General features: G+C 66.3%; 13 protein-coding genes and 1 pseudogene. 12 read left to right on the forward strand and 2 right to left on the reverse strand.

Annotation, left to right across the window (positions count from 1 at the left end; genetic code table 11):
* Positions 1–334: 334 nt before the first annotated feature.
* The 10 genes and pseudogenes from BLW84_RS12980 (at position 335) to BLW84_RS47420 (ending at position 8570) form a co-directional block, all read left to right on the forward strand.
* The gene (locus BLW84_RS12980; RefSeq protein ID WP_093265289.1) at positions 335–1606 is read left to right on the forward strand and encodes an alkaline phosphatase family protein; all 1272 of its coding nucleotides are present in this window, start codon (positions 335–337) and stop codon (positions 1604–1606) included.
* A gap of 171 nt (positions 1607–1777) precedes the next feature.
* Entirely contained in the window at positions 1778–2194 is a 417-nt protein-coding gene (locus tag BLW84_RS49025; RefSeq protein WP_245761116.1) for a transposase, read from the forward strand.
* A 478-nt stretch (positions 2195–2672) separates the two neighbouring features.
* Positions 2673–4043, forward strand: coding sequence for a spinster family MFS transporter (locus tag BLW84_RS12990; protein WP_177226435.1), 1371 nt, complete (start codon positions 2673–2675; stop codon positions 4041–4043).
* Between the two features lie 27 nt (positions 4044–4070).
* Positions 4071–5177, forward strand: a complete 1107-nt coding sequence (locus BLW84_RS12995) for an NAD/NADP-dependent octopine/nopaline dehydrogenase family protein (RefSeq protein WP_093265290.1) — start codon at positions 4071–4073, stop codon at positions 5175–5177.
* Entirely contained in the window at positions 5174–6142 is a 969-nt protein-coding gene (locus BLW84_RS13000) for a 3-hydroxyacyl-CoA dehydrogenase NAD-binding domain-containing protein (protein WP_093265292.1), read from the forward strand. Before BLW84_RS12995 ends, BLW84_RS13000 begins: the two co-directional genes overlap by 4 nt.
* A 102-nt stretch (positions 6143–6244) precedes the next feature.
* The gene (locus BLW84_RS46120; protein WP_143060931.1) at positions 6245–6910 is read left to right on the forward strand and encodes a hypothetical protein; all 666 of its coding nucleotides are present in this window, start codon (positions 6245–6247) and stop codon (positions 6908–6910) included.
* Positions 6907–7254, forward strand: coding sequence for a hypothetical protein (locus tag BLW84_RS13010; protein WP_143060932.1), 348 nt, complete (start codon positions 6907–6909; stop codon positions 7252–7254). Before BLW84_RS46120 ends, BLW84_RS13010 begins: the two co-directional genes overlap by 4 nt.
* Before the next feature lie 33 nt (positions 7255–7287).
* Positions 7288–7595: pseudogene (locus BLW84_RS50295) on the forward strand (DUF6896 domain-containing protein).
* A 205-nt stretch (positions 7596–7800) separates the two neighbouring features.
* The gene (locus BLW84_RS46125) at positions 7801–8196 is read left to right on the forward strand and encodes a hypothetical protein (RefSeq protein ID WP_143060933.1); all 396 of its coding nucleotides are present in this window, start codon (positions 7801–7803) and stop codon (positions 8194–8196) included.
* Positions 8197–8354: 158 nt separating this feature from the next.
* Positions 8355–8570 carry a hypothetical protein gene (locus BLW84_RS47420; RefSeq protein ID WP_177226436.1) on the forward strand — a complete coding sequence of 72 codons (216 nt, stop codon included), beginning with the start codon at positions 8355–8357 and terminating at the stop codon, positions 8568–8570.
* A gap of 259 nt (positions 8571–8829) precedes the next feature.
* Here the strand turns inward: BLW84_RS47420 and BLW84_RS13020 are convergent, their stop codons facing one another.
* Together BLW84_RS13020 and BLW84_RS13025 are read right to left on the reverse strand one after the other, a co-directional pair.
* On the reverse strand, positions 8830–10080 hold the full coding sequence (locus BLW84_RS13020; protein ID WP_143060934.1) for a phenylacetate--CoA ligase family protein: 1251 nt from the start codon (positions 10078–10080) through the stop codon (positions 8830–8832).
* Positions 10081–10272: 192 nt separating this feature from the next.
* Complete coding sequence (locus BLW84_RS13025) at positions 10273–11319, reverse strand: chitinase (RefSeq protein WP_245761117.1); 1047 nt, start codon at positions 11317–11319, stop codon at positions 10273–10275.
* Positions 11320–11898: 579 nt separating this feature from the next.
* Here BLW84_RS13025 and BLW84_RS13030 point away from each other — a divergent pair.
* Both BLW84_RS13030 and BLW84_RS13035 read left to right on the forward strand, forming a co-directional pair.
* Positions 11899–12984, forward strand: a complete 1086-nt coding sequence (locus BLW84_RS13030) for a Gfo/Idh/MocA family protein (RefSeq protein WP_093265301.1) — start codon at positions 11899–11901, stop codon at positions 12982–12984.
* The gene (locus BLW84_RS13035) at positions 12981–14084 is read left to right on the forward strand and encodes a DegT/DnrJ/EryC1/StrS family aminotransferase (RefSeq protein ID WP_093265303.1); all 1104 of its coding nucleotides are present in this window, start codon (positions 12981–12983) and stop codon (positions 14082–14084) included. Before BLW84_RS13030 ends, BLW84_RS13035 begins: the two co-directional genes overlap by 4 nt.
* Position 14085 lies beyond the last annotated feature (1 nt).

The following is a 14085-nucleotide window of genomic DNA, read 5'->3' on the forward strand; positions in this document are numbered from 1 at the left end:
GGGGCGGTACGAAGGTGGCCGCTCCAACTGCGCGCAGCGTCTCGGCGTCACGAGACAGGAGGTGACGTTGGCTCGTGGAAGACGCTCATCCACGCCAACAACCCCAACTGACCCCGGTCTGACGCTCGCCCGGCACATCCCCGTCCAGGCCGTGGGCCTGGGCGATTTCATATCCATCCGTCAGCCGGCGGCCGATACCGACGCCTTCGCGAAATCGCGGACGTCGCCGAGCGTTTCCACGCAGATCATGACCTGTTCCACTCGATCACGACGACCGGCCAAGCGATCATGGCAGCCTTCCGCCCCGATGGACGCCTAACAACGGGAGGTTGATATGCGTCTCCGACGGGCCCTCGCCTGCGCGGTAGCCGCGGCAGCGGCGATTACCTTGGCGGTCACCCCAACCCCGGCCATCGGGCACGGCTCCGCCGGCCCTCGCGCCGACCACGTCGTACTCGTCGTCTGGGACGGTTTCGATTCCGAGTACCGGCACCGGGTGGCGACGCCCAACCTGGACGCACTCGCCCGTCACGGTGCCATCACGGACAGCACCGGTGTCATGCAAACGATCACCAGCCCATCCATGGCGTCGCTGGCTACCGGCGCCTTCCCCGAACGCCACCTGAACACCGCGTACGTGTACGACGCCGCGACCAACGTGGCGACGGGCCAGAGCCGAGCCATGGCGGCGGAGACGCTGGCTCAGTCGCTGGGTGCGCAGGGTCGCACTGTTGCCTCGATCCAGTGGTTCATCCTGCAGAACTACGGCACGACGTACGGCGATCCGAAGGCGCTCTACACGCAGCCCGGCGGCACCTGCGACAAGCGGGTCGACCAGTTCACGGACCTGATGGCCGGACGGCCGGTGATCTCCAACGGCACGCCGGTGACGGTGCCTGAGATCCCGGACTTCACCGCCGTCTACTGCAATGACCTGGACGCGCTGGGTCACCAGGTGGGCGCTGACGACCCGCAGCTCGCCGTCCAGATGGCCGAGATGGATCGCCAGCTCGGCCGGATCGTGCAGGCGACCAAGGACGCCGGCACCTACGGCCGGACCGCATTCCTCATCGTCGGCGACCACGGCATGACGACGTTCGACAAGGCGTTCGGCAACGACGTACTGACCGCTATCGCCGAGGCCGGGTTCAAGGGCGAGTTCCTCGGCAGCGGCGCGTCGCCCGCGGCCGACACCGACGTGGCGATCGTGGTGGGTGGCAACGGCAGCCTGCACATGCGCGGTGCCGCCGCCGACCCGGGCGCCATCGCCCGCATCCGCGCCAACATCGAAAAGCTCCCGCAAGTACGGGCGGTGTTCGGCAAGCCCGAGCAACGCATGATGCGGATGAGCCCGGCCATTGGCGAGCTGCTCGTCGAGCCGAAGCCCGGCTGGACGGTCGATCCCAACCCGCCGGCCGCACCCGCCGGGCGACACGGGTCCACAACCGAACTGCAGACCACCTTCCTGATCGCTGGCGCCGGCGTACGTCCCAACGCCCGGGTTGTCCCCAGTCACGTGGACGTCGCACCCACGATCTCCGAGCTGCTCGGCGTACCGGCCCCAACCGGTGCGCAGGGCCGGGTGTTGAGGGAGGCGCTGCGCTGACCCGGCTCGGGGGCCTGCCAACGCGGGCCCCCGACCGGCTACCCCCCCGCCGAGCACCTGCGAAGGCGCGCAGACCAGACCACCACCGCTATCGATCCGCCCCCAGCCGCCCCATCGGCCAGGCCGCGGTCGCTGATCCACATGCCGTGTGTCTGGGTTTTTCGGTCCCGGTTGTCCCAGACCTGGTTGCCGCAGGTCGCCTGCACCACCGCTCACCGCGTTGCCCTTTCGGTGATCGTCGCGCTGGAGACCGGGCGCAGCTCAGGGACCGCGCCGCTGGACGCGGTGCGGCTGGCGCCCGGGGATGACGCCGCGACCGTCACCGCAGGGCAGGTCCGTGGGGTGGTGACCCGGCTGATCGCTGCAGGGCATTGGCAGCCAAGGGACCCGGACATCCTGTTGGTGGCCGACGCCAGCTACGACGGTCTCGCCTGGCGTTCCTGCTGGCCTACCTCGACGATGGAGCCGATCGCTTGCCTTGAGGCGAGGCGGGCATGGCCGTCCTCGAAGTTCTCGAGGGTGAACCTGGCGGTCGATCAACGCCGTGCGCACGCCACTGCAGGCGAAAGACGCGAACGACCGTGGTGATCGATCCGAAGTACGCTCACCACGGTCTCATGGGGTATATGTGTCCGAGGCGGACTTGCCCGCCGACTACACGCCTTCTGCTCTCCGGTATCGGCTGAGCCAGGGGCCTTTAGCTGTGCCACCTGTCCTGCCGGGGTTCCGGTTGGGGCGCCTCCGCGGGGTTCGTCGGGCTGCGCGCCGCGTCGGTCTGGTGCGGCGCGCCACGCAGGCCGGGGGCGTCGGCATCGGCACCGGCACCGGCCAGTCCGGTCGGATGCGACGTGTCGAACCTCCACGCAGCCGGACATCGGCACCCGCATCGGAGTAGGGGATTTCCTTATCCACCTCAGGAAATTCCCAACTCCCGGGAAGGGAAGCACTAGTTGTTGCCGAGGTCACGCGAAATTAGCGTTCCCGGCACGCCGATGTTCGCCGGCTCGGTCGTTCGCCGAGTCCGGCCGGCCTGACAACACCACTGAATTGCAGAGGGCGTTTGCCGATGACCGACGAATTGTTGCCCGAGGCGCGGAAATCGTACCGGTACCAGTGGTACGTGGTGGCGGTCTGCATGATCGCCTATGTCTTCTCCTTCGTCGACCGGCAGATCCTGTCGCTGATGATCGAACCGATCAAACGCGACCTGAACCTCACCGACACCCAGTTCAGCCTGCTCAACGGGCTGGCGTTCTCCCTGCTGTACTCGTTCATGGGGTTGCCGATCGCACTCCTCGCCGACAAGCGATCCCGACCGCTGATCATCTCCATCGGCATCGCGTTCTGGAGCGTGGCCACCGCTCTTTCCGGCCTCAGCAAGGGATTCGTGCACATGTTCCTGGCCCGGATCGGGGTGGGCGTCGGGGAAGCCGCGTTGTCGCCCGCGGCGTATTCGATGTTCAGCGACATGTTCCCGAAGAACAAGCTCGGACGGGCCTACGGCATCTACTCGCTGGGGTCGTTCATCGGCGGCGCCGCCGCGTTCATCATCGGCGGCTACGTCATCAACCTGCTCAAGTCGGTCGACACCGTCGCGCTGCCGCTGGTCGGCGAGGTGCGTGCCTGGCAGCTGACGTTCCTGATCGTCGGGCTGCCCGGACTGCTGCTGGCGTTGCTGGTGTTCCTGACAGTGCGCGACCCGGGCCGCAAGGGCCTCAAGCACACCGCCGACGGTGGTGTTCAGAAAGTCGCGCTGCGCAACGTGTTCGCGTTCCTGTGGAGCCACCGCAAGACCTTCGCGATGCACTACCTGGGATTCTCGCTCTACGCCCTCGTGCTGTTGGGGATGATGGCGTGGACCCCGGCGTTCTACATCCGCGCTTTCGGGCTGACTCCCACCGAGGCCGGCTATCTGCTGGGGGCCGTCGTACTGTTGGCCAACGGCAGCGGGGTGCTCTTCGGCGGCTGGTTGATCGACCTGCTGGCCAAGCGCGGGCACACGGATGCCGCGATGCGCGCCGGGGTGATCGGCGCGGTGGGCATGACGGTCCCGGTCATCGCGTTCACGCAGGTGGGGAACCTGTGGGCGTCGCTGGTGCTGCTGGCGGTGGCGATGTTCTTCGCCTCGTTCCCGATGCCCGCCTCCACCGCCGCCATGCAGGTGCTCAGCCCCAACCAGATGCGGGCCCAGGTGTCGGCGATGTTCCTGCTGATTTCGAACCTGATCGGCCTCGCGCTGGGCACGGCCCTGGTCGCGCTGGTCACCGACCGGGTCTTCGGGGACGAGAAGATGGTCGGCTCGTCGCTGTCCATTGTCTACGGCCTTGCGTCGGTGGTGACCGTCCTGCTCCTGTGGCGCGGTTGCAAGCACTTCCGGCACAGCCTCTCGCGTGAAAAGCTGCTAGCTGAGCAGCGCGAGACGGTGCCGGCCGGCTGAATTCCGACACGAGAAGGGTTCGACGAGTTGAGAATCGCAGTCCTTGGAGGCGGGCACGGTTGCTGGGCCGCAGTGGCGGAACTCGCCGAGCACGGGCACGACGTGCGGTGGTGGCGACGCGACGCTGAGGCGCACCAGGCCCTCAGCGAGGCAGGTGCCATCACCATCCGCGACCACGGCGGCACCCGGCAGGTGCCGGTGGGCGACGCCAGCGGCGCGATCCGGCCGGTCACCGACCTCGGTGAGGCGGTGCGCGACGCCGCGCTGATCGTCATCCCGCTACCCTCGACCACCCACCAGGACTTGGCCGAGCGGCTGGCCCCGCTGCTCGCTGATGGCCAGGTGGTCTTCCTGCCGCCGGGAACTCTCGGTTCCGTGTTGTTCGGCAAGGCGATGGTCGACGCGGGCAACTTCGCCGATGTCGCGTTCGCTGAAACGGGCACGCTGCCGTACCTGGCCCGCAAACACGGCAGCACCGAGGTGGTGATCAGCGGATACGCGACTCGCCTGCCGACGGGGGTGTTCCCGAGCCGGCTGGCGGACAAGGCGTTCGGCGTGCTGCGCGAGGCCTACCCGAGCGTCGAGATCGCGGAGGACGGGCTCAGCGGGGCCTTGATGAACGCAGGGCCGATCATCCACCCGCCGCTGATCATGATGAACGCCGGGCCGTTGGAGCACTTCGACGCCTGGGACATCCACAACGAAGGCACCCAGCAGTCGATCCGCCGGGTCACCGACGCGCTGGACGCCGAGCGCATCGCGCTGCGCGAGGCGCTCGGCTATCGCGCCCCGCACTTCCCGCTGGCCGACCACTACGCCACCGACGGCGAGGAGTGGATGTACGGTCGCGCCGCGCACGAGAAGCTGACCGACAGCGGTGACTGGCGGGAGAAGATCGACTTGCTCAGCCACCGCTACATGCTGGAGGACACCAGGCTGGGCCTGTCCCTGCTGGTGTCGGTCGGCCGCTGGGCGGGCGTGCCGACCCCGGTCGCGCACGGCCTGCTGAGCATCGCCTCGGCGGTGACCGGCCGCGACCTCTACGCCGAGGGACGCACGCTGGAGAGCCTGGGATTGGCGGAGCTGTCCAGGGACGATCTGGCGCAGCTGCTGGGGGAGGGGTTCAAGTCGTGACCGACGAGATCGCGGTGGTCGGTGCCGGCCGGATGGGCGAGGGCATCGCGCTGGCCTGCTTGGCGGCGGGCCTGCCGGTGGTGTTGGCCGATGTCAAGGATCGCACCGACGACGAGCGCCGCGCCTACTGCGAACGCGTCCGCGAGCGCTTGGCGGAGCAGTTGCGCGCCAAGCTCGGCGACGACGCGGCGCTGGCGGGATTGACGGTGTGCGGCCGGGAATCGGCGCGGCTTGCCGACGCGGCCGTGGTGTTCGAGGCGGTGCCGGAGGTCATCGAGGTGAAGCGGGACGTGCTGGCCTGGGTCTGCGCCCAGGTTGGCGAGTTCGCGGTGATCGCGTCGACTACCTCGACGTTCCTGGTCACCGAGATCGCCGAGCTGACCACCCGGCCGGGCCGGGTGGTCAACGCCCACTGGCTCAACCCCGCCGACGTGATGCCCTTGATCGAGGTCAGCCGCAGCGACGACACCGACCCGGACGCGGTGTCGACGCTGACCGGACTGCTCGAGCGCATCGGCAAGGTTCCGGTGGTGTGCGGGGTCTCGGCGGGCTACATCGTGCCGCGGTTGCAGGCGCTGGTGATGAACGAGGCCGCCCGCATGGTCGAGGAGGGCGTGGCCAGCGCCGCGGACATCGACCTGGCGGTTCGAGCCGGGCTCGGCCCGCGCTTCTCGGTGCTCGGCCCGCTGGAGTTCATCGACTGGGGCGGCGGCGACATCCTCTACTACGCGTCCCGCTACCTGGCGGCACAGCTCGGCGAGCGCTTCCAACCGCCGGACGTGATCGAGGAGAACATGTCGACCAACCGCCGAGGCCTGCAGGACGGCACCGGCTTCTACCACTACGACTCCGAAGGAGTCGCGGAGTACCGAGCAGCACGAATGCGCGAGTTCGAAGCGATCTTCCGCCTCCGAGAACCGGAACTGCGCAACGGCACCCCGGTACCGACGCGACAGGAGGATTGAAGAACAGCTGAGCCGAAGCAGCGCCTCCTGCACCCGCACACCGAACAGGCTGAAGCTGTGAGGAGGTGCGACCCCCTAGGCAGAGCTGCGCTGCGGTCCACCGTGGACCAATCCAGAAATGAGCACGCGGCCCTCAGCGCCTCCCAGCGGAAGCTCGCGCACGCAGCGCAAACAGACTCCGCCGCGGATGAACCGTTCATCCCGGACGAGCTGACCGCTGCTGGAGGTCTGGCTCCGTTGCCGCCACAGGCGCAGGCGATTTACAGCGGTGACGGCTGTGAGATCACCGAAACCTGGAGCAGCACCGACGGCTACAACCACAGCAGGAGTCTTCTCTACAACGGCTGCGGTGCAGCGGGCAACGGTGTGGACGTTCGTGCGGACCGTGATGTCACTAGCTCAAACGCTCTATCATCGAGCGTAGCTGCTCGGCAGGGTTCTGGGGGCGCCGCGGACATTGTCCAGATCTTCCGTAATGTGGACTCCGCCGAATTCGATTCCATTGCCAAGACCGGCAGGTTCGGGACCGGCGAGGGCCAGATGGAGCGAAAGTGGTTTGCGACGCAAGGCGAACACGCCGACCGGTGGGGCGAACTGCTCAACGGTGGTGACGGCCTGACTGTCACGACGCGGATACCCAGAGCGTTGGCCGATGGGTTGCACTTTCACGCGGGCAAGTTGGATGGGGTCGGCCCTGGCTACTACGCCGACGGCGGCCAACTTGCCCGGATCAACGAGCAGATGAGCGGAATCGAGTTGTGGCCATGATGGAGAAGATCGAGAAGCCGGTGGCTGAGGCCATGGTTGTTTGGCGCACGCCTGAGGAAGGAGGACGAAAGTCAGGCCCACCGACCGCGCCCGTCTATATGGCTACCGCGGTGTTCGTCCAAGGCGGCGACGACGAGGTCCAGCCGGGCTGGCCGGCTTCGGCGGACCAGGTGAGCATCCTGCTGCAAGAGACCGATCGAGTAGATGATGACAGTCGCCGCTGCCTGGTCGGATTCCTCGTGCCGGAGTTGGTACTGTCTCACGTACGCGCGGGAGCCGAGCTACTGGTGCTGGAGGGGCTGCGTACGGTCGCCTCTGTGCAGATCGAGACCGTGTTCGCTTGAAGGGTTCAGCGCTGCCACCCGGGGGCGGGGGGACTGGCTGGTCTTCTCCGCCAGTATCGGTCGAGGGCCATGGAAAAGGCCGGAACCATCTGCGAAGGTCTTGAATACAACTTCCATGGTTCAGGGTGCCTCTTTATTGAGGCTGACGGTGCCGAGGTTGACGTCGAGTTCCTGGAGGAGGTCCTGGAGGTTTTGACTCCTGGCGGGTGAAGCGCTTTTCGATGAGCGCTGAAAAGGGGCCGTCAAGGAGTCTTGAGGAGCTTGCCGAGGTCTGCCGATCCTTGGTTTCTCAGGGGCGATTGACAGAGCCGCGCAGCGGATGGTTTTCGATAGTCACTTAGCGCTCTGCTGGATTGCGGTTGGGGGAGGTCGCGCTCATATCCGATTCTTCGATGGTGGAATTAAGTCCATAGGCGACCGGTCGGGGCATTGCCAGTCGTCGGGTAGCAGTCCTCGCGAGGCCGCAGAAGAAGCATTCGGGCGAGCTGGCTTCGACATCGGGCCGCGTACGCACAAGGAACGATGGTAGCTAGGGGCGGGTACGGTATGGATAACCGCGAAGCAGAAAATTCTGAGTCTTGTCGGATATTTCGCCGGCTTCAAGATGTAGTTGAGGTTATCAAGGAGAGAAACTCGATCCTGGCCGCTGATTCGATACTGAATGAAGTGGCCAGGAAATATGATCAATATCCAGATCTGGACTCGATGAAGGCTGCGATCATCCGACTGCTTGATTCCGGCGAGCATTCTGGTGTGATTGAGTCATTGCAGTATCTCGGTTGGCGCTTCAGATGGCAGTGGCTGAGGGAAGAGTTTGAAAGTCGGCGGCTGGAGTGGTCTCGATCCGGCGATTTGAGGAAAGTGCGAGCGTACGAGCTGATCTTGGAGGCTTTCGACGGCGACTGGGAGGATCGTGACTGTTTTCCTTCGCTTTCTCTCTAGTGTCACCATTCGTACATCCGGGCTCGCTTGCACCATGGCCGTGATCGAAGTCCAAGGGCAGTAGAGCGCGCCGCGCCGCACAGCACTGTCCACCGGAGCTGGGGGGCGCTAGACGCGCTGGTGGTGCGGGGCGACGGATGGATTTGGGGGAGTGGACGGTGTCGGAGAAGCAGTCGGGTCATTACCAGCCGTCGAGCAGTAGTCCTCGTGAGGCTGCTGAAAACGGTCTGCCATTCCACCGCGTGCTGGGCGATCTGCGGTGTGAAGCCGGCTGCGGCGCACAGGCGGGTGATCTGGTCGTCCAGTCGCGGGCCGACCGCGCGGGGCAGGAGCACGAAGGGAAGGCCCGCCAACTGCGCAAGCTGCACGGTTGACGCCGTGGTCGTGGGTGAGTACGAGCGGGCTTTCTGCGGTGATCAGTTCCGGGCCGTGATGATTTTTGGCCGAGCAGGGCGTGCAGCTGTGGTTGCCGGAGGCGGGCGGGCCGGTTGATCTCGGTGATCCGGCGCATCAAGCGTTGATGTTGTTGCTGGGTTCGTGGCTTCTTTCATCTTGGGCTCATTGCCGTGGTGTGCGGCTGCTCTCGGCAGTCTGACGCCGCGGATGACGAAGTGGGCGCGGTGCGCAACGAAGTCACGCCGAGTCGAAGGTCCGCACGACTACGCGGTGTTTGCCGCCCCGAGTGCGTTCCAGCGGCTCGTCGGTCGTCAGGTCGATGTCGACTGCGCTGCCCACCAGGCGTCGAACTTCGCCGAGTATCATCGAGCGCTCATCCGCCTCGAAACCCGGTTCGACGTCGAGACGCACCAGGACACGACCGGGCTCCGGCTGGACGAACTGGTAGCGACGCACGTGACGGGCGTCGAAGAAGCATTTCCCGAGCGGGTGCATCGAAACGTGCTTGCCGTTCGGCAGGTGCAAACTGTCGCCCTGCCGACCGATCACCCGCTCCAGGAATGTGCCTTCCGTGCCACATGGACATGTCGCCGCGCCGAGCACGGCCCGGTCCCCGATCCGGTATCGCAGGAAGGGCAGCGCCCGGGCGTGCAGGTTCGTCACGACCACGTCACCCTCCTCGCCCGGTCGACACCGGCGGCCGGCGTCGTCGAGGATCTCGACGATCGATACGTTCTCGGCGAGGTGAAGCCGACCGAGCGAGCATTCTTGCGACATGATGCCGCCGTCGTTGCACCCGTACTGGTCGCGCAGTGGCGCCTCGAAGGCTTGCTCGATGCGTTCGCGCCAGGACGGGAGCAACAGCTCAGCCGTCGTGACGATCGCCTTAGGCGCCGGCACGCGCACGCCGGCTTCCAGTACGGCGTCGGCCATCGCTGCGACATGACTCGCGTATCCGTACCAGAGCACTCCCCCCGCGCGCCCGGCCGTGAGCGCGCGTTCCAGGCTCGTCTTCGGGTCGGTATGGCATCCCGCTGCGGAGACCACGCGCCCCTCCAGGAGAGCGCGCAAGCGGGACTTCACACCCTCGCTCGCGGACTGCAATGAGGGCGGCGAACCCACCATTACCAGGCGGTCTCCGTAGCGGTAGCCGGTGCTTTCCCAGAAGTACAGGTTCGCCGCGTAGATGTGCATCCAGGCGCGCCTGTCGAGCGGGTACTGGAATGGGTCGCCGGTACTACCACCGGTCTTCTTGGCGATGTGCGGGATGTCTCGCCAGCCCCGGCTCAAGAAATCGTCCATGCACGACCGCATCATCGCCTTGTCGATCACGGGGAGCTCGGCGAGGTCCACCCCATCCACGTCCCGCCCGGCCAGCACGTCGCGGTAGTACCGCACCTCTTGCTGGGCGTGCCGCAAGACAGCGCGCAACCGGTCCCGTTGCCAAGATCGCCGCTTTTGCTCAGGCCACGTGAAGAACTCCGGCAACCATCGGGCGGTGCTCAGATAAGGTGTCCGCAGAGCGGGCTCCACAACGCTGCGTGTAACGGCAGAGACCACTCGTGGGCGCAAGGCGGTGTGCAGGCGGAGCAGAGACATCATCCGGACTCCTGGGCTGTTCAATCAGCAAGTCTTCGTGACACGGGCAGATTCAGCTCTCCGGTTCTCGGACCGGACCGATCAGGGCTCCGTGGAGCGGTAGCTCGCTACGACCCTGGTGAAGTCCCAGTCGCGCTGGGGGATCCCGCTCCCCGCGTCATGACTCGGGTCGCCGGGACGGTCGCGGTTGACCGCCCAGAAGGTGAATCGGCCGAGACGTCGGTCGTTGGCGTAGTCCAGGAAATTGTGGAAGTCCGACAACCGCACGGTTTCCTCGAGCCCACCGTTCTTGGACGATATGCCGGCCTTGTGGTACGCCTCTTCGATCGGTACTGCGAAGGTGCGGGCGATCTCCGACGCGAGCCCTTCGGCGGCCGAGATCGTATCGCGGGTCATGTCGGTGCCCCCGAAGTTGAACGGCATGATCGTGAAGACGTCGACGTTGGCGCCGAGCTCGTGCGCTCGTCGGATGAGCCGCTTGCCGAAGTCGCTCGGGCCGGTACGTTCCGTGGGGAACACCAGGGTCGTCTTCAGTCCGGGGTTCCGCTGCTTGAGGATCCTCAGTGCGCCGAGTTCGCGGTCCTGCGCTTCAGGGGATTTGAATTCGCCCTTCTCGATGTCGATGTCGACCGCTTTGAGCTGGTAGGCGTCGATGACCTTCTGGTACGCGTTCGCCAGGGACTGCTCGTCCGGGCACACCTCGCCCAGCTTTCGCCCCTCCTGGGCGGCGCCCCCCATGGAGACGACGACGTCACCGCCCGCGTCGCGGATCCTCTTGATCTGAGCGGCATCGTCTCCGCCCAGCGGCCGTTCGCCGTCCCATGCGGGATCGCAGCCATTACCGGAGAGGATGAAAGCAAGGGTGAACGCCTTGACGCCAGTTTCCTTCATCACCGCAACCGGATCAGGAGGGTTGCCCCACCCGAAGAAAAGATAGGGCGATGAAGTCACCGTGGCCGTGCTCCGGGAAGGCTTGTGGCTGTGTGTTCCGCACGAGATGAACGCCCAACAGATCACGAGGGTCATGAAAAGCGCGCACATCTTCGGCATGATTCGATTCTCCCCTGCCGCCATGAGAGCCGCCTGTCGCGTCACCATATGGACGGTCCGGTAATCGGGGGTACTCATTCGGTGGTTCCGCCAACAGGCCGGCCAGCGGATGTGCCGCGCTAGCGTTCGCAGAAGTCGAACTCGATGTCGAACGAACGCGCTGCGCAGGCCGAGCACCAGCGTGCAGCCGCCCCGTCTCGCGATCGACTGCACGACCGAAGCCGGCCTGAGATCCGGGGAAACTTCGATCTTCCGCCGAAGATCTGCAGGATGTCCTGGCTCCCTCGCTGCCATCCATCCGCTCCGCATTCTGTCAGCCGCAGCTCGATGTAACTCGATCAGGCTGCGATTTTCAGTTTCCAGAAAGTGGATCTAGTTCGGCTGCACCGATTCCGCGAGGATTGCTCGTTTTCCGCCGTCGTGGTCACTTTGCGCGCCCGCAGTCAGGCGTGCAGGTGACGGCGCTGCGTCCCAATCAGAGGTTCGCCTGCTCGTGGGCAGACAGAACCGCGCTGACGCTGTGCGACAAATTCGGTGGAGCATCCACTTTGGTATTGCCAACCAAGCGGATCTCCGCATGAAGGTCAACGATGGCTCACCGGATCCCTGTTGCGTCCCAACCGGTTTCTGGAGGCTTGCGTGGATCGAACGGACAGCATGAGCGTTGCAGTAGTCGGTTACGGCTACTGGGGTTCCAAGCACGTACGCGTTCTCAGCACGTTGCCCGGCGTGGAGGTGGTGGTCGTCGACCGGGACCTCGGGCGGCTGGCCGAGGCTCACCGCAACTTCCCGGCGGCGGGCACGGCGTGCGAGCTGGACGAGGTTCTCCCCGACGTGCACGCGGTGGTGGTGGCAACTCCACCGTGCTCGCACGCGCAGATCGCGCTGCGCTCCGTGCTATCGGGAAAGCACACCCTCGTCGAGAAGCCGCTGGCGACCTCGATCGAGGACGCCCGAAGACTCGTCGATGTCGCCGATGAACGTGGCGTGCTGCTCATGGCCGGCCACACCTTCGAATACAACGCCGCCGTGTGGAAGCTCAAGGAGATCATCGATTCCGGTGAGCTGGGGCGGGTGCTCTACATCGACACCGCGCGGCTGAACCTCGGTCTCTACCAACGGGACGTGAACGTCATCTGGGACCTCGCACCGCACGACCTCTCGATCATCTCGTTCCTGATGGGCGAGACGCCGGCGTCGGTCACCACGTGGGCCCATCATCACGTCGACGGGCGACACGCGGACGTGGCGCACGTGCGGCTGGAGCTGGAGAAGTCCGGGACCTACGCCTTCGTGCACGTCAGCTGGCTCAATCCGCAGAAGGTCCGCCGCGTGACGGTCGTCGGCGACCGGAAGATGGCGGTCTACGACGACACTTCCGACGAGGACCGGATCCGCGTCTACGACATCGGCGTCGACTCGCACGGCCTCGACGATCCGGCGGACGCGCACGCGATGCCGATCACCTACCGCTCCGGCGACATCGTCTCGCCGCACGTGGCGTTCCGCGAGCCGCTGCTCGTGCAGGACACCCACTTCATCGACTGCGCACGCACCGGCCGAGTCCCCAACACCTCCGGTCGGCAAGGCCTGGAGATCGTCCGGGTGCTCAGCGCGTCGGACCTGGCACAGGTCACCGGTCGGCCGGTACGGGTTCTGGACGTTCCGGCCCAGCGCTCCGCCGATGACGTGGAACCCGCGCAGCTGCTCGCAGAGCCGGCTTACAGGGAGGCCGTGCAATGAGCGGGAACACCGGTGCGGTCCCCTTCCTGGACCTCGTGGACATCAACGCCGACCTGCAGACGGATCTGGAAGTGGCGTGGAAGGCGGTCCTCCAACACGGCCGGTTCGTCGGCGGGCCGGAAGTCGAGCGGTTCGAGACGCAGTTCGCCGCGTACTGCGAGTCGCGCAGTTGCGTCGGTGTCGCCAACGGCACCGACGCCATCGAACTGATCTTGACTGCGCTGGGCATCGGAGGCGGCGACGAGGTCATCGTTCCGGCGAACACCTTCGTCGCCACCGCGGAAGCGGTGCGTGCGGCCGGGGCGAGACCGGTATTCGTCGATGTCCGCCCCGACACGCTGCTGATGGATCCCGCGGCGGCAGCCGCAGCGGTGAACCGACGTACCGCTGCGATCATCGGGGTCCACCTGTTCGGCCAAATGGTCGCTGTGCCGGCGCTGAGCTCGCTCGCTGACCGCTGCGGTCTCGCGTTCATCGAGGACGCGGCACAGGCGCACGGGGCGCGCTACGGCGGGCAACCCGCCGGAAGTGTCGGCCGCGCCGCCGCTTTCAGCTTCTACCCCGGGAAGAACCTCGGCGCACTGGGCGACGGCGGCGCCGTCGTCACCAGCGACGTCGAGTTGGCCGACCGGGTGCGGCGCCTCGCGAACCACGGTCGAGCCGCGCACGACCGGCACCGCCACGAGCTGCCAGGCCGGAACAGCAGGCTCGACAGCATCCAGGCCGCAGCGCTGTCCTTGAAACTCCCGCGGCTGGACTCGGACAACGCGCGTCGGCGCGAACTCATGCGCCGGTACCGGGAATCGCTGCCGGTGTCCTTCGAGCCGGTCGCCGTGGACCCCGCAGCCGAGCACGTGCACCACCTCGCGGTGGTGCGGACGTTGCGGCGGGAACAGGCGGGGGCGGCGCTTTCCGCTGCCGATGTGGGGTGGGGCGTGCACTACCCGGTTCCCTGCCACCTGCAACCGGCTTTCGCCGGATGCGACGAACGGCTTCCCATCGCCGAGGAGGCGGCCACGCAGATCTTGTCCCTGCCCATCTCCCCGACGCTCGACGACGGCGACGTCGTACGGGTTTGCGACGCGTTGCGAGGTGTCTGAC

The organism is Saccharopolyspora shandongensis (assembly GCF_900106995.1).
In the GTDB taxonomy this organism is placed as follows: Bacteria; Actinomycetota; Actinomycetes; order Mycobacteriales; family Pseudonocardiaceae; genus Saccharopolyspora; species Saccharopolyspora shandongensis.